Origin of the sequence: Arthrobacter sp. Y-9 (genome assembly GCF_029690065.1) — a bacterium.
In the GTDB taxonomy this organism is placed as follows: Bacteria; Actinomycetota; Actinomycetes; order Actinomycetales; family Micrococcaceae; genus Arthrobacter_E.
The window spans coordinates 849,477-864,648 of the sequence record NZ_CP121463.1 but is presented as its reverse complement, the minus strand read 5'-3'; the positions used below and the strand labels follow the sequence as shown (position 1 = coordinate 864,648).

At 68.0% G+C, this 15,172-nt stretch carries 13 protein-coding genes; 9 read left to right on the top strand and 4 right to left on the bottom strand.

Going from position 1 to position 15,172, the window contains the following annotated elements; all coding sequences use genetic code 11:
* Positions 1-84: 84 nt before the first annotated feature.
* From P9849_RS03810 to P9849_RS03795, 4 genes are all read left to right on the top strand, one after another.
* Positions 85-1,275, top strand: a complete 1,191-nt coding sequence (locus P9849_RS03810; protein ID WP_278268375.1) for an ROK family transcriptional regulator — start codon at positions 85-87, stop codon at positions 1,273-1,275.
* Between the two features lie 153 nt (positions 1,276-1,428).
* On the top strand, positions 1,429-2,979 hold the full coding sequence (mmsA, locus tag P9849_RS03805; RefSeq protein ID WP_066214422.1) for a multiple monosaccharide ABC transporter ATP-binding protein: 1,551 nt from the start codon (positions 1,429-1,431) through the stop codon (positions 2,977-2,979).
* Positions 2,980-3,038: 59 nt separating this feature from the next.
* Positions 3,039-4,268, top strand: a complete 1,230-nt coding sequence (mmsB, locus tag P9849_RS03800) for a multiple monosaccharide ABC transporter permease (protein WP_107002255.1) — start codon at positions 3,039-3,041, stop codon at positions 4,266-4,268.
* Between the two features lie 68 nt (positions 4,269-4,336).
* Positions 4,337-5,434, top strand: a complete 1,098-nt coding sequence (locus P9849_RS03795) for a sugar-binding protein (protein WP_278268374.1) — start codon at positions 4,337-4,339, stop codon at positions 5,432-5,434.
* A 119-nt stretch (positions 5,435-5,553) separates the two neighbouring features.
* Here the strand turns inward: P9849_RS03795 and P9849_RS03790 are convergent, their stop codons facing one another.
* On the bottom strand, positions 5,554-6,243 hold the full coding sequence (locus P9849_RS03790; protein ID WP_278268373.1) for a phosphonatase-like hydrolase: 690 nt from the start codon (positions 6,241-6,243) through the stop codon (positions 5,554-5,556).
* A 1-nt stretch (position 6,244) separates the two neighbouring features.
* A complete protein-coding gene (locus P9849_RS03785; protein WP_066214415.1) occupies positions 6,245-7,006 on the bottom strand; it encodes a GntR family transcriptional regulator in 762 nt (253 codons plus the stop codon).
* Between the two features lie 165 nt (positions 7,007-7,171).
* Between P9849_RS03785 and P9849_RS03780 the strand changes: the two genes are divergently transcribed.
* The 5 genes from P9849_RS03780 (at position 7,172) to P9849_RS03760 (ending at position 12,091) form a co-directional block, all read left to right on the top strand.
* The gene (locus P9849_RS03780) at positions 7,172-8,323 is read left to right on the top strand and encodes a TIGR03364 family FAD-dependent oxidoreductase (RefSeq protein WP_278268372.1); all 1,152 of its coding nucleotides are present in this window, start codon (positions 7,172-7,174) and stop codon (positions 8,321-8,323) included.
* A gap of 51 nt (positions 8,324-8,374) precedes the next feature.
* Complete coding sequence (locus P9849_RS03775; RefSeq protein WP_278268371.1) at positions 8,375-9,316, top strand: phosphate/phosphite/phosphonate ABC transporter substrate-binding protein; 942 nt, start codon at positions 8,375-8,377, stop codon at positions 9,314-9,316.
* Complete coding sequence (locus P9849_RS03770) at positions 9,316-10,080, top strand: phosphonate ABC transporter ATP-binding protein (protein ID WP_278268370.1); 765 nt, start codon at positions 9,316-9,318, stop codon at positions 10,078-10,080. The genes P9849_RS03775 and P9849_RS03770 overlap by 1 nt, the downstream gene beginning before the upstream one ends.
* Positions 10,077-10,916 (top strand): phosphonate ABC transporter, permease protein PhnE, encoded by an 840-nt coding sequence (phnE, locus tag P9849_RS03765; protein ID WP_278268369.1) that lies wholly within the window; start codon positions 10,077-10,079, stop codon positions 10,914-10,916. Before P9849_RS03770 ends, phnE begins: the two co-directional genes overlap by 4 nt.
* A 104-nt stretch (positions 10,917-11,020) precedes the next feature.
* Complete coding sequence (locus tag P9849_RS03760; protein ID WP_278268368.1) at positions 11,021-12,091, top strand: Gfo/Idh/MocA family oxidoreductase; 1,071 nt, start codon at positions 11,021-11,023, stop codon at positions 12,089-12,091.
* A 94-nt stretch (positions 12,092-12,185) separates the two neighbouring features.
* Here the strand turns inward: P9849_RS03760 and P9849_RS03755 are convergent, their stop codons facing one another.
* Positions 12,186-12,629, bottom strand: coding sequence for a DoxX family protein (locus P9849_RS03755; protein WP_278268367.1), 444 nt, complete (start codon positions 12,627-12,629; stop codon positions 12,186-12,188).
* 262 nt (positions 12,630-12,891) lie between these two features.
* The gene (locus P9849_RS03750) at positions 12,892-15,114 is read right to left on the bottom strand and encodes an NADP-dependent isocitrate dehydrogenase (RefSeq protein ID WP_278268366.1); all 2,223 of its coding nucleotides are present in this window, start codon (positions 15,112-15,114) and stop codon (positions 12,892-12,894) included.
* Between the last annotated feature and the right edge of the window lie 58 nt (positions 15,115-15,172).

The following is a 15,172-nucleotide window of genomic DNA, read 5'->3' as shown; positions in this document are numbered from 1 at the left end:
GGCCTGCGTTTCGGAAGCCCCTCGTCCGAGCCTCCTTGCGTTAACTTATTGACCGCATAAGCCGTTTAGGCCATGCTTGCATTCATGGTCAGCCGTGAGGGAAACAGCACACCCACCCGCAGGAATCCGGGTTCCCAGTCGGCCTTGCGCCAGCTCAACCGGGAACGGATCGTGCAGGCACTCTCCGCCGGCCCGGCCACCCAGGCCGAACTCTCCCGCACCACGGGGCTCTCCACCGCGACGATCTCCAACATCGTCAAAGAGCTTGAACGCGACAGCATGGTGCACACGGCCCCCACCACGTCGTCCGGCCGGAGGGCCTTGCAGGTCCGGTTGAACGCGGACAACAGCGTGGCGGTCGGGATCGACTTCGGCCGCCGGCACGTCCGGGTGGTCCTGGCCACCCGCGACTACCGCGTGGTCGCCGAAGCCTCCACGAGCCTGGTCCTCGGCCACCACGCCGAACACGGCATCGCCATGGCCCACGACCTCATGGAACGGCTCCTCCAGGAGAACGGGCTGACCCACGGCGACGTGATCGGCGTCGGCATCGGCATCCCCGGACCTCTCGACCGGCGGAGTCACACCGTGGCCCACGGCGCGGTCCTGCCCGAATGGGTGGGCATCGAGACGGAGGCCCGGCTCCGCGAGGCCCTCGGACTGCCCGTCCACATCGACAACGACGCCAATCTCGGCGCCCTCGCGGAGGCCACCTGGGGGCCGTACGGCGGCGCGGAGAACCTCGTCTTCCTGAAGATCGGCTCGGGCATCGGCGCTGGTCTGATCGTCAACGGCGCCCCGGTGTACGGCAACCTCGGCATCACGGGCGAGATCGGCCATTCGACCATCGACGACCGCGGGGCCGTGTGCCGCTGCGGGAGCCGCGGCTGCCTCGAGACGATCGCGTCCACCACCACCATGATCGAGCAATTGAGCCGCAACGAACCCGGCCCCGTGACCACCCGCAGCATCATCTCCGGCGCGCGGGAGGGCCACCCCGCCACCCTGCGCGTGCTCGACGACGCCGGGCTGGCGATCGGCCATGCGCTCGGCACCGTGGCGAACCTCCTGAACCCCGAGGTGATTGTGGTGGGCGGCCCGCTGGCCGAGCTGGAGGAACTGCTGCTGGAGCCCATCCGCCGCGGAATCCTGCGGCACACGATCCCGATGGTGGGCGCGTCCACGGCGCTCACGGTGTCCTCACTGGGCGAGCGCGCCGAGGCCCTGGGCGCCGCCGCTCTCGTGTTCCGCAAACCGGCGAGTGCCAAGAAGTAACGATTCGGTACGACCTCTGCGTTAAAGGCTTGACGGCAATAGCCCGCTTCCAGTTTACTTATCGGTCAGAGGGTGACACGAGCCACAGGGATCGGGCCCCCACCGGCGGACTTGATTGGTCCGCACTGAACGACTTCGAGGCAAGGACGACCGATGTCTGAGACCAGCACCGCCCCGACGATCCTGGAAATGCGATCCATCACCAAGGAGTTCCCGGGCGTGAAGGCCCTTTCCGAGGTGAACCTGAAAGTGAAGGTCGCCGAGATCCACGCCATCTGCGGCGAGAACGGGGCCGGGAAATCCACACTCATGAAGGTGCTCTCCGGGGTGTACCCCTACGGCAGCTACGCCGGGGACATCGTGTACCAGAACGAGGTCCAGCAGTTCCGGGACATCCGCGCCAGCGAAGCCGCCGGCATCGTGATCATCCACCAGGAACTCGCGCTCATCCCCGAGCTGTCCATCATGGAGAACATCTTCCTGGGCAATGAACCCACCCGGTTCGGGGTGATCAACTGGTCCGAGGCACGCCTCCGCTCCAAGGATCTGCTGGCCCGTGTCGGCCTGAGCGACGATCCCGACACCCCGGTCAAGGAGATCGGCGTCGGCAAGCAGCAGCTCGTGGAGATCGCCAAGGCCCTCAACAAGTCGGTGAAGCTCCTGATCCTGGACGAGCCCACCGCCGCCCTGAACGAGAGCGACTCCCAGCACCTGCTCGACCTGCTGCTCGGCCTCAAGGGCAAGGGCATCACGTCGATCATCATCTCCCACAAGCTCAACGAGATCGAACAGATCGCAGACTCCATCACCATCATCCGTGACGGCAAGTCCATCGAGACCCTGGACGTCAAGGCCGACGGCGTCAACGAGGACCGGATCATCAAGGGCATGGTGGGCCGCAGCCTGGAATCCCGGTTCCCGGACCACACACCGAACATCGGCGAGGTGTTCTTCGAGGTCAAGGACTGGACGGTGGCCCACCCGCAGATCGAGGACCGCCTCGTGTGCAAGGGCTCGAACTTCTTCGTCCGCCGCGGCGAGATCGTCGGCTTCGCAGGACTCATGGGTGCCGGGCGCACCGAACTCGCCCGCTCCCTCTTCGGCCACTCCTACGGCCGCTTCATCTCCGGAACCGTCATCAAGGACGGCAAGGAGATCAGGATGAACACGGTCCGCCAGGCCATCGACCATGGCCTCGGCTACGTGACCGAAGACCGCAAGTCCCTGGGACTGAACCTCCTGGACGACATCAAGACCACCACCGTCGCCGCGAACCTCAAGGGCGTGAGCAAGCACAACGTGGTGAACGAGGACCGTGAGTTCGAGGTCGCGGAGGACTACCGGAAGTCCCTGCGCACCAAGACCCCCTCGGTCGAGGAAGGCGTGGCGAAGCTCTCCGGTGGCAACCAGCAGAAGGTGGTCCTGGCGAAGTGGATGTTCACGGACCCTGACCTCCTGATTCTGGACGAGCCGACCCGTGGCATCGACGTGGGCGCCAAGTACGAGATCTACGGCATCATCCAGCGCCTGGCCAGTCAGGGCAAGGGCGTCATCGTCATCTCCTCCGAGCTCCCGGAACTGCTCGGGCTTTCGGACCGCATCTACACGATCTTCGAAGGCTCAGTGACCGGCGTTCTGGACAAGGACGACGCCACCCAGGAGAACCTCATGAAGCTCATGACCGCCAAACGTCAGGCCGCCTGACACTCCTCCCGCTGCTGTGGGGCCCCGGTCCCATTCACCACGCACCCAAGGAATCACCAATGAACGCACTCAAAAAGATCTTCGGCGGCGACACCCGTCAGTTCGGCATGATCTTCGCCCTCGTCTTCCTGATCGTCTTCTTCCAGATCCTGACCGGCGGCATCACCCTCACGCCCGAAAACGTGATCAACCTCTTCAACGGCAACTCCTACATCCTGATCCTCGCGATCGGGATGGTGCTCGTCATCATCGCCGGGCACATCGACCTCTCGGTCGGCTCGGTGGCGGCCTTCGTAGGCATCAGCGTCGCCCTGATCGTCCGGGACTGGGGCGTCCCCTCCTGGGTGGGCATCCTGATCGGCCTGCTGCTGGGCGCGATCGTGGGAGCGTGGCAGGGCTTCTGGGTGGCCTACATCGGCATCCCCGCGTTCATCGTCACGCTGGCCGGCATGCTCCTCTTCCGCGGTCTGAACCAGCTGCTCGGCAAGTCCAACACCATCCCGGTCCCGGGTGACTTCCAGACCATCGGCGCCGGCTACCTCCCGGAGATCGGGCCGGACACCGGATACAACAACCTCACCCTGCTCCTGGGCCTCGCCGCCATCGCCGCCATCATCTGGGGCGAGCTGCGCCGCCGCAAGGCCGCGCAGGCCCTCGGCGCCGACGTCGACGAGATGTGGGTCGTCGTCACCCGTCTGGTGCTCATCTGCGGCGCCATCGCCTACGCGACGTACCTCTTCGCCACCGGCCGTCCGGGCACGTCCTTCCCGGTGCCGGGCATCATCCTCGCGGTCCTCGTCCTGGTCTACGGCTTCATCACCTCCCGCACGGTCGTCGGCCGCCACATCTACGCCGTCGGCGGCAACAAGCACGCAGCCGAGCTCTCCGGCGTACAGGCAAAGCGCATCGACTTCCTGGTCATGATGAACATGTCGATCCTGGCGGGTCTGGCCGGCATGATCTTCGTCGCCCGGTCCACCGCCTCCGGCCCGTTCGACGGTGTGGGCTGGGAGCTCGACGCCATCGCGGCCGTGTTCATCGGTGGCGCAGCGGTCTCCGGCGGTGTGGGCACCGTGGTGGGCTCCATCGTCGGTGGTCTCGTCATGGCCCTGCTGAACAACGGTCTGCAGCTCATGAGCGTGGGCGCCGACTGGACCCAGATCATCAAGGGTCTGGTGCTCCTGGTCGCCGTCGCGTTCGACGTCTACAACAAGTCCCAGGGCAAGCGGTCCATCACCGGCCTGCTGCTCAAGAACTTCGGATCCAAAACCGAAACCAAGGCCGCCTGAGGCCGAACACCCCGAACCGCTGCGGCACTCCCGTGCCGCCGGATCACCAATAGAAAGAGATTGCACTCATGCGCATGTTCGGAAAAGCGGGCAAAGTCGCCGCCATCACCGCCATCGCCGCGCTGGCTCTCACGGCCTGTGGCCGCAGCGAGTCCGGCTCCAGCGGGAACGCCTCCGGCGCGGCCGGTTTCGCCAAGGACGCCCTGATCGGCGTCGCTCTTCCGCAGAAGACCAGTGAGAACTGGGTCCTCGCGGAGAAGCTCTTCAACGACGGTCTGACCGGAGCCGGTTTCAAGGCTGACGTCCAGTTCGCCAACGGTGGCGTCTCGGAGCAGCAGAACCAGATCAGCTCCATGGTCACCAAGGGCGCCAAGGTCATCGTGGTCGGCGCCATCGACGGCTCCCAGCTCGGCACCCAGCTCAAGCAGGCCCACGACAACGGCGCGATCGTCATCGCCTACGACCGCCTGGTCAAGAACACCGACGCCGTGGACTACTACGTGGCCTACGACAACTTCAAGGTCGGCGAGCTGCAGGGCCAGGCCCTGCTCGACGGCATGAAGGCCAAGAAGGCCAGCGGTCCGTACAACGTGGAGCTCTTCGCGGGCTCCCCGGATGACGCCAACGCGAAGGTCTTCTTCGACGGCGCCATGAGCGTGCTCAAGCCGAAGATCGACGACGGCACCCTCAAGGTCGTCTCCGGTCAGAAGAGCTTCGAGCAGGCCGTGACCCAGGGCTGGAAGGCTGAGAACGCCCAGAAGCGCATGGACACCATCCTGGCCGGCAGCTACGGCTCCGCCTCGCTGGACGGCGTGCTCTCCCCGAACGACACCCTGGCCCGCGCCATCCTGACCTCCGTCAAGGCCGCCGGCAAGCCGACCCCCGTGGTCACCGGCCAGGATTCCGAGGTCGAATCCGTGAAGTCCATCATGGCGGGTCAGCAGTACTCCACCATCAACAAGGACACCCGCAAGCTCGTGGAGCACGCTCTCGAGATGGTCAAGGGTCTGCAGGCCGGCAACAAGCCGGAGATCAATGACGACAAGTCCTACAACAACGGCGTGAAGGTCGTTCCGGCCTTCCTGCTCCCCCCGGTCATCGTGACCAAGGAGAACGTCAAGACCGCTTACGAAGGCGATCCGGTCCTCGGCCCGATCACCAAGTGATCCCCGGGGAGTGATTCCCCTCAGGTGAACCGGCTCCGCTGAGCGGGGCAAGCGAAACGGCGACGGCCGGTGGAAGAGATTCCACCGGCCGTCGCCGTTTCGCTGTCCTGCGGCGTCTTTCAGACGAGCGCCGGGAGATCCGCGACGGACTCGAGAATGGCCTCGTGCGGGTGCGCCGCCAGCTCCTCGCGGCCCAGCTTGCCGGTGAGGACTCCGATCCCGCGGACCCCGGCGTGCTCGGCGGCCTGCAGGTCGTTCACCGTGTCCCCCACCGCGAGGACGTCCCGGACGTCCAGGACCCCCGTGCGCTCCATGGCGCGGTGGATCATGAACGGCGCGGGCCGGCCCGCGCTCACCTCATCGCTCGTGACCACCGCGTCGAGCACGAGCGCCGCCTGGCCTGCGTCGGGGGCGTCCGCGGTCGTCCAGTTCAGCGCGTGCAGCAGCGGATGCGCGACGTCGGCCGAGAAGCCGGTGGTCAGGGCCACCTTCACGCCGCGTGCCCGCAGCCCGTTCAGGGCCTCCTCGACGCCCGGCAGGGCGGTGGGCGGGTTCTCCGCGTACAGGGCGGCGAGGATCTCGCGGAAGCGGGAGAAGGAGTGCGCCACGGTGGCCGGGTCGGCGTCGTGGCCCCCGAGCTTCAGCAGCGCCGTGATGGCCTCCACCTTGTCCGCGCCCATCCAAGCCTGGACGTCCTCCTCGGTGGTGCACACCCCCGCCTCCTCCACGCTCTGAGCCAGGGCGCGGTACACGTCGCCGTGCTCGTCGATGGTGGTGCCGGCCATGTCACAGGCGACCAGATGCGTCATGTCAGTGTCCTTCGGTGTGGATGCGGATCAGCGCTGCCCGCTGTTCCACGGTGTTGTCGATGCTGAAGTTGGTGATGCCCGGCAGGTAGCAGTCCTCGGCGAACTCCACGTGCGTCCCGTCCTCCGTGGCGGTCAGTCGCCGCTCGCGGAGCAGGGGCGAACCCGGCTGGGTCCCGAGCGCCTCCGCCTGAGCCGGGGAGGCCGCGACCGCGTCGATGGTGTGGCGGGCGCTGTGGATCCTGATGCCCTGCTGCCGGAGGAATTCGAAGATGGAACCGCCGTCGGTGTCGAAGTCGAGGAGCAAGCGGCCCACCTCGTGGATGAACGTGCTGGTCTCCAGCATCGCCACCTCGCCGTCGAGGTACCGGACCCGCACGACGTCCACCACCTTGTCCCCCACCGCGATGTCCAGGGCCGCCGCGGCTTCGGGGCCGGCCTGCCGGATGGCGACCTCCACGGTGCGCTGGCCCGGCTCCTTGCCCATCTTCCGGGCCCACTCGGTGAAGGAGTTGAAGGTGGAGAAAGACTGGGACGGCACGCCGCCCCGCACCACCGGCGAGCGCCCGCGCCCGCCACTGATGGCACCTTCGCTCCTGAGGAAGGCGAGCGCCTGGCGGATGGGTCCCCTGCTGGTGCCGAATTCGCGGCACAGCTCGGCCTCGCTCGGGAGACGGCTCCCGGCCGGCCAGGTGCCGTTGTTGATGCGGGCCATGAACTCTTCGCTCAGGCGGCGGTGCAGCGGTGATGTCGGCTGAATGCTCACGACTTGATCATACAAGTGCACTTCCCGGAGAAACCGGGGAAGATGCGCCGAGCTGGGTGAATTGTGTGTGAACGGACCCGGCCTTGGGTGAACACTGCATGAAGCTGTCTATACAACCGCTGTCTGGGGTTGAACCGCAGGCTCCGGCTCCTGCACGCTGGTTCCGTGAACAAGGAAATCTCAACCGACCTCCTGGTGGTCGGCGCCGGCATCGTGGGCCTGGCCCATGCCGCCGTCGCCGCCGAGAGCGGCCTGACCGTCCGCGTGATCGACCGGGATCACCAGGCCGTGGGCGCCTCCATCCGGAACTTCGGCCACTGCTGCATCACCGCCCAGAGCGGCGAGCTGTACGAGCTGGCCCAGGCGTCCCGCCGGCAGTGGCTCAAGTTCTCCGAACTCGCCGGTTTCTGGGCCGCCACCTCGGGGGCCGTCGTCGTCGCCCGCACCGAGGCCGAGCTCGCCGTCCTGCACGAACTTTCCGCCGCCCGCGAACCGGGCCAGGTCACCGTCCTCGACGCGGCCGCCACCCGCGCCAAGCTCGGACCCGCAGGCACGCAGGCGGATTGGCCCGGCCTGATCGGCGGGGCCTTCCTCCGCGATGATCTGCGCGTCGACCCCCGCACGACCGTGGCCCGCATCGCCTCCTGGCTGGATTCGCTCCCGAACGCCGAGGTCTCCTGGAACACGACGGCCGCCGGCTTCACCCCGCTGCCCGACGGCGGCGTCCGGATCAGCACCTCCCGCGGCGACCTCACCGCCTCCCGGGTCGTGGTGTGCGTCGGACACGATCTGGACCACCTCTTCCCGGAGGAGGCGGCGGCCCACCGGATCCAGCGCTGTTCCCTCACCATGGCTCTGGGCCGGATGCCGGACGGCTTCCACCTGGGCCCCGCGGTCCTCACCGCCACCTCCATGCTCCGCTACCCCGCCTTCGTCGAGACCGCCGCGGCAGGAGCCCTGCGCGACGAGGTCTCGACCACCGCGCCCGAGCTGCTGGAGATCGGCGCGAACGTCATGTTCACCCAGCGGCCGGACGGTTCCCTCCTGCTGGGCGACTCGCACCACTACCACCAGAGCGCCCCTCCGTTCCTGGACGAGTCCGTCGCCGAGACCCTGCTGGAACACCTCGAGGCGACCCTGGGATCACGGCCCCGGGTCATCGAGCGGTGGCAGGGCGTCTACGCCTCCTCGGAGATCGCACCGCTCTTCCAGCAGGAGGTCCTCCCGCAGGTCACCGCCGTGTCCGTCACCTCGGGCGTCGGTATGACGCTCTCGTTCGGCCTGGCCGAGCGCACCATCGACTCCCTCTTCGCCTGACCACTCCCTTCCCCTCCCGCCTCTCCGGCACCTCTTTCTCAAAGGATCATCATGAAGCAGCTTTCGCGCGCCCGGATCACCGCCACGGCGGCCCTTTCGCTCACCGCGGCACTCGCCCTCAGCGCCTGCGGCGGCACCTCTCAGGCCGGCACGGGCACCGCCTCGGCGGGCGGCGCCTCCGCCACGTGCCCCAACGGTGAGATCAAGTTCGGCATCGAGCCCTACGAGGCCCCGGACAAGCTGATCCCGGCCTACAACGTCCTGGCCGACGCCCTGTCCCAGAAGCTCAACTGCCCCGTCAAGGTCCAGGTGGTCGACGACTACGCCGCCGAAGTCCTCGCCATGCGCAACGGCAAGCTCGACCTGGGCGAGTTCGGCCCGCTGGGCTTCGTCTTCGCCAGCCAGCAGGCCGGCGCCGAGCCGCTCGCGTCCTTCGCGACCGCGGACAAGAAGCTCTCGAGCTACAAGGCCGGCATCTGGGTGCCCAAGGACAGCCCGCTGAAGTCCATCGCCGACCTCAAGGGCAAGACCCTGGCCCTCGGCTCCAACGGCTCCACCTCCGGTGACGCCCTCCCCCGCTACGCTCTGCAGAAGGCGGGCATCGCGGAGAAGGACGTCAAGCTGGACTACGCCGGCGGCCACCCGGAAGCCCTGCTCGCGCTGAAGAACGGCAAGGTCGACGCTGCCGAGATCAACACGCAGACCCTGGCCACCGCCACCAAGGAGGGCACTTTCAAGGCCTCCGATTTCCGCCAGATCTGGGCCTCCGACCCCATCCCCAACGACCCGATCACGGTCCGCAAGGATGCCGACCCGGCGTTCAAGAAGGCCGTCGCGGAGGCACTGCTTCAGCTCGACACGAAGGACGTCGCCAAGGTCGGCGCCTTCCTCGACGTGACCCCTCCCGGCCCCATGGTCGCCGTCACGAAGGACGACTACCAGCCGCTCTTCGACCTCGCCACCGCCCTCAACCTGACCGAGAAGAACCTCTGATGACCGGCCCGCTGCTTGAGGTGACCTCCCTCGCCAAATCGTTCGGCGGCCGGAAGGTCCTGGACGGCGTCGACTTCACGGTCGCCGCCGGGGAACTCGTCGCCTTCCTCGGAGCCAACGGTTCGGGGAAGTCCACGACGCTGCGCTGCGTCATGGGCATCACCGAACCCGACGCCGGGACCATCAAGCTGGGCGGGCAGGACCTCGGCCTGCTGCAGGGCCGCGCCCTGCAGCAGGCGCGCGGCAAGGCGGCCATGATCTTCCAGAAGATCCACCTGGTCCCCCGCCGCACCGCGCTGGAGAACGTCTGCACCGGCGCCCTCGCCCGGATGAGCACAGGCCGCAGCCTGAGCCCGCTCTTCTTCCCGGACTCCGTGCTGGAGGAGGCCATGGACTGCCTCGATCGCGTGGGACTCGCGGACCGCGCCCACGACCGCGTGAGCCGCCTGTCCGGCGGGCAGCAGCAGCGCGTCGCGGTCGCCCGAGCCCTGTGCCAGCGGGCCGATGTGGTGCTGGCCGACGAACCGGTCTCCGCCCTCGACCCCCACGCTGCCGAGCAGGTCATGCAGCTGCTGGCGGGCCTGGCTCATGAGCACGGCCTCGCGGTGGCGGCGGTCCTCCACCAGCCGGACCTCGCGCTGCGTCATGCGGACCGCGCCATCGGCCTGATGAACGGCCGCATGGTGTTCGATTCCCCCGTGTCCGGGCTGGGCGCCGCCCAGCTGGACCACCTCTACGCACCGGACAGGAAGGTGGCGGCATGAGCGCGCCGACCCTGAAGCCCGTGGCCACGCGGCCCGGGAAGGCCCCCCGGCCCGCCCTGCGCGGGCGGAAGCACTGGCTCCGCTGGACGGTGGTGGCCGCCGTCGTCGTGTTCCTCCATGTCCTGGCGATCCAGGGCACCGACTTCCAGCCGCAGCTGCTGGTGGACGGCTGGAAGGGCATGGCCCAGTTCCTCGCGGACGCCTTCCCGCCGGACCTGAACTGGGAGAAGACCATCCAGCCCGGCCTGGACGCCACCTTGGTGACGCTCTGGATCGGTCTGCTCGGGACGACCTTCTCCATTCCGACGGCCCTCCTGCTCGCCGTGCTGGGCGCCCGCACCACCAGCCCCGCGGGCTGGGTCTACCAGGTGGCCCGCGCCATCCTGTCGTTCTTCCGCGCGGTCCCTGACATCGTGTTCGCGCTGATCTTCGTGACGGCCGTCGGCCTGGGGCCGTTCCCCGGCGTGCTGGCGCTGATCTGCCACAACACCGGTGTCATGGGCAAACTCTGGGCAGAAGCCATGGAGGAGATCGACGCCGGCCCGCAGGAGGCCCTGCGCGCGGCCGGCGCCAACCGGATCCAGCAGGTGGCGAACGCGACGCTGCCCATGGTCGTGCCCCAGTTCGTGGGTCTGCTGCTCTACCGTTTCGACGTCAACGTCCGCTCCTCGCTGGTCCTCGGACTCGTGGGCGCGGGCGGCATCGGGCTGCTCATCAACCAGTCCATCAAGACCTTCCGCTTCGATGCGATGCTGACCCACATCATCATCGTGCTCGTCCTGATCGTGGTGGTGGATCAGCTCTCCGCCTTCGTCCGCAAGCGCCTGGCGGCCTGAGCGGAGGCCCGCTCTCCCGCGCTGTCCACTGCTGCGCTGTTCACCTGCGTGCCGAAGCCATGGACCCGTTCCCTCGCCGGAGACCCCGGTGCGATGATGGGTCCATGGCTTCCCTCATCCCCCGTCCATGGCTCCTGTCCCAGGAGGAGCAGAATCCCGCGATCGCCACCGGCCGGACCTTGCGCTGGGGTGTGGTCTCCACGGGCAACATCGCCCGCTCGGTGACGGCCGATCTGGCCCTCCTGGAGGACGCCGAACTGTACGCCGTCAGCTCCCGCACCCAGGCCGCCGCGGACGCCTTCGCGGAAGGCCACGGTTTCGCAGTGGCCTATGGCGACGACGACGGCGTCCTCGGCTACCAGCGCCTCTTCGCCGATCCGGCGGTGGACGTCGTCTACGTCGCCACCCCGCACGGCCAGCACTTCGAGATCGCCCGCGCGGCGCTGGAAGCCGGAAAGCCTGTCCTGGTCGAGAAGGCCCTGACCATCAACGCCCGGGAGGCCGAAGAGCTCGTCCGGCTGGCCGAGGCGAACGGCCTGTTCCTCATGGAGGCGATGTGGAGCCGCTTCCTGCCGTCCATCCAGCGGGCCTTCGAGATCGCGGCGAGCGGCGAGCTCGGCACCGTGCACTGGATCTCGGCCGACCTCGGTTTCCCGTGCCCGCCGAACCCGGACGCCCGGATCTGGGCCCGCCGCGACGGTGGCGGCGCTCTTCTGGACCTCACGGTGTACCCGCTGCTCTGGCCGCTGGGCATCCTCGGCTTCCCCGACGCCGTGGACGCCCGCGGCACTCTCACGGAGCAGGGCGTGGACGCCCAGAACATCCTGAGCCTCGGCTATTCGGGCGGCGCCATGGCCACCCTCACCTCATCCCTGCTGGCCCACGGACCGCGCAGCGCGACCGTGGCCGGCGACCAGGGCGTCCTCCAGACCTTCGGCTCCGTCAACAACCCGAAGGAACTGCACATCCAGACCGGCTGGGACCAGCAGCGGGTGGAGACCTTCGACACGGTCGGCACCGGCTACACCTACGAACTGCGCGAGGTCACGCGCAGTGTCCAGCAGGGCCTCACGGAGAGCCCCACCATGCCGTGGCGCCAGTCGGTGGACGTCATGCGGCTGTTCGACGGGGTGCGGGCTCAGCTCGGCGTCACCTACCCCAACGACGAGCGCTGACCCCTTCCCTCTCTCGCGAGATGACAGTTGGCGCCCCTCTCCGCAGTGGAGAGGGGCGCCAACTGTTACTTCGCAAACCCGTTGGGGTGAGAGGTCAGGCGAGCTGCGCCACCCGGCCACCACGGCGGCCGAAGAGGAGCGCGTCGAGCGAGAACCGCCCGGCGCCTGCGAGGGCGAGGGCCAGCGAGCCGACGCCGAGCACCAGGACGAGCTCCATGCCGCCCTGATCGACGAAGATCCCGGACCCGCCGTGGACGAGGACGATGGCGCCGAGCATGTCGAGCGCGAGCAGGGCGCCGGCCACACGGGTCACCAAGCCGAGGATGAGCGCTGCGCCGCCGATCAGCTCGAGGAACGCGACGGCCGGGCCGACGATGTCGGCGGCGGGAACACCCATCTGGCCGAAGGAGCCCTGCACTCCGGGAAGGGTGAAGGTGAAGATCTTCTGCCAGCCATGAGCGAAGAACACGACACCCAGGGCGATCCGGAGAACGGCCAGAGCGGTGTCGGTGGTGCGGGAGGTGGAAACGGAAGCCATGCGGGGGTCCTCGCTATCAGTGGTCATCGGTCACGGTGGCCTCGGGACGGGGGCGAATCGTTTGAAGCTTCAAGTTCATCCTCGCAAGGACCCGACAAGGCTGTCAACAGTTGTGACACATCCCACTGGGGACGCGACTTCCCGCGACTCACTCCGGAGACGACGACGGCGGCCGGCCACCTCCCGGAGAAGGTGACCGGCCGCCGTCGTGCCGGAGTCCTGAACGGACCCGCGCAGCCCGTCGCCGGGCGCGGAGTGGTGACTAGGCGCCGAAGCCGTCGATCAGCCCGTTGAGCGTGGCCGAGGGACGCATGGCCGCGGTGGCCTTGGCCTCGTCCGGACGGTAGTAACCGCCCAGGTCGACCGGGTGGCCCTGCACGGCCAGGAGCTCGGAGACGATGGTCTCCTCCTGGGCGGCGAGAGCCTCGGCCAGCGGGGCGAAGGCCTCGGCCAGGGCGGCGTCGTCCTTCTGCGCGGCGAGCTCCTGCGCCCAGTAGAGGGCCAGGTAGAAGTGCGAACCGCGGTTGTCGATGGTGCCGAGCTTGCGGCCCGGGGACTTGTTCTCGAGCAGGAAGGTGCCCGTGGCGCGGTCCAGGGTGTCGGCCAGGACCTTGGCGCCCGGGGTACCCGCCTGCTCGGCGTAGAGCTCCAGGGACGGGACCAGGGCGAAGAACTCACCGAGGGAGTCCCAGCGCAGGTAGTCCTCGGCCACGAGCTGCTGCACGTGCTTCGGGGCGGAGCCGCCGGCGCCGGTCTCGAACAGGCCGCCGCCGTTGATGAGCGGCACCACGGAGAGCATCTTGGCGGAGGTGCCCAGCTCCAGGATCGGGAACAGGTCGGTGAGGTAGTCACGCAGCACGTTGCCGGTCACGGAGATGGTGTCCTCGCCGCGGCGCAGGCGCTGGACGGTGAACGTGGTGGCTTCCTCCGGGGTGAGGATGCGGATGTCGAGGCCCTCGGTGTCGTGCTCCTTGAGGTACTCGTTGACCTTCGCGATGAGCTGCGCGTCGTGGGCGCGGCTCTCATCCAGCCAGAACACGGCCGGGGTCTGGGAGGCGCGGGCACGGGTGACGGCCAGCTTGACCCAGTCGCGGACCGGGACGTCCTTGGTCTGGCAGGCGCGCCAGATGTCGCCCGGCTCCACGGAGTGCTCCAGGAGGACGGTGCCGTCCGAGGAGACGACCTGGACGGTGCCGGCCTTGGCGATCTCGAAGGTCTTGTTGTGGCTGCCGTACTCCTCGGCGGCCTGGGCCATGAGGCCGACGTTCGGGACGGTGCCCATGGTGGTGGGGTCGTAGGCGCCGTTGGCACGGCAGTCCTCGATCACGGCCTGGTAGACGCCGGCGTAGCTGGAGTCCGGCAGCACCGCGAGGGTGTCGTGCTCCTTGCCGTCCGGGCCCCACATGTGACCGCCGATGCGGATCATGGCCGGCATGGAGGCGTCCACGATCACGTCGGACGGGACGTGCAGGTTGGTGATCCCCTTGTCCGAGTCGACCATGGCGAGGGCCGGGCCCTCTTCGAGCGCCTTGGTGATGAGGCCGCGGACGTCGTCGCGGATCTCCTCGGGCAGCTCGTCGATGCCGGCCAGGATGGCGGCCAGGCCGTTGTTCGGGCTGAGCTCGGCGGCGGCCAGCTGCTCGCCGTACTTCTCGAAGAGCTCGTGGAAGTAGGCCTTGACCACGTGGCCGAAGATGATCGGGTCGGAGACCTTCATCATGGTGGCCTTGAGGTGAGCGGAGAAGAGGACACCCTCCTCCTTGGCGCGCTGCACGGCGCCGGCCAGGAACTCGTCCAGGGCCGCGGCACGCATCACAGTGGAGTCGACGACCTCGCCCGCCAGGACCTTGAGGTCCTTCAGAAGGACCTTGACGGAACCGTCCGCGAACACCTCCTGGATGGTCAGGACGTCATCCGTGGCCAGGGTCACGGACTTCTCGTTGGAGCGGAAGTCGTTCTGGCCCATGGTGGCCACGTTGGTCTTGGAGTCGGACGACCAGGCGCCCATGGAGTGCGGGTTCTTGCGGGCGTAGGTCTTCACCGACAGCGGCGCACGGCGGTCCGAGTTGCCCTCTCGCAGGACCGGGTTCACGGCGGAGCCCTTGATCTTGTCGTAGCGCGAGCGGATGTCCGTCTCCTCATCCGAGGAGGGGTTGTCCGGGTAGTCCGGCAGCGCGTAGCCCTGGCTCTGGAGCTCGGCGATGGCGGCCTTGAGCTGCGGGATGGAGGCGGAGATGTTCGGAAGCTTGATGATGTTCGCTTCCGGGGTCTTGGCCAGCTGACCCAGCTCGGCGAGGGCGTCCCCGATGCGCTGGTCCTCTTCGAGGAAGTCGCTGAACGCCGAGATGATGCGACCGGAGAGGGAGATGTCCCGGGTCTCGATGTCCACACCCGCGCTGGAGGCGTACGCCCGGACCACCGGAAGGAAGGAATGGGTGGCGAGCATGGGCGCTTCGTCAGTGTGGGTGTAGATGATCTTTGCCATCAGGGGCCTCTCCTACTGTTACTGGTTTACCGTCTAAGAATCAGGCTCTCCCAGCGTA

What these genes read in the sequence shown, in the direction of transcription:
- P9849_RS03775 (WP_278268371.1), top strand. Translation starts at nt 8,375, where the DNA reads ATGAAGCAGCTTTCGCGCGCCCGGATCACCGCCACGGCGGCCCTTTCG.
- P9849_RS03750 (WP_278268366.1), bottom strand. Translation starts at nt 15,114, where the DNA reads ATGGCAAAGATCATCTACACCCACACTGACGAAGCGCCCATGCTCGCC.
- P9849_RS03795 (WP_278268374.1), top strand. Translation starts at nt 4,337, where the DNA reads ATGCGCATGTTCGGAAAAGCGGGCAAAGTCGCCGCCATCACCGCCATC.
- phnE (WP_278268369.1), top strand. Translation starts at nt 10,077, where the DNA reads ATGAGCGCGCCGACCCTGAAGCCCGTGGCCACGCGGCCCGGGAAGGCC.
- P9849_RS03790 (WP_278268373.1), bottom strand. Translation starts at nt 6,243, where the DNA reads ATGACGCATCTGGTCGCCTGTGACATGGCCGGCACCACCATCGACGAG.
- P9849_RS03755 (WP_278268367.1), bottom strand. Translation starts at nt 12,629, where the DNA reads ATGGCTTCCGTTTCCACCTCCCGCACCACCGACACCGCTCTGGCCGTT.
- P9849_RS03810 (WP_278268375.1), top strand. Translation starts at nt 85, where the DNA reads ATGGTCAGCCGTGAGGGAAACAGCACACCCACCCGCAGGAATCCGGGT.
- mmsA (WP_066214422.1), top strand. Translation starts at nt 1,429, where the DNA reads ATGTCTGAGACCAGCACCGCCCCGACGATCCTGGAAATGCGATCCATC.
- P9849_RS03770 (WP_278268370.1), top strand. Translation starts at nt 9,316, where the DNA reads ATGACCGGCCCGCTGCTTGAGGTGACCTCCCTCGCCAAATCGTTCGGC.
- mmsB (WP_107002255.1), top strand. Translation starts at nt 3,039, where the DNA reads ATGAACGCACTCAAAAAGATCTTCGGCGGCGACACCCGTCAGTTCGGC.
- P9849_RS03760 (WP_278268368.1), top strand. Translation starts at nt 11,021, where the DNA reads ATGGCTTCCCTCATCCCCCGTCCATGGCTCCTGTCCCAGGAGGAGCAG.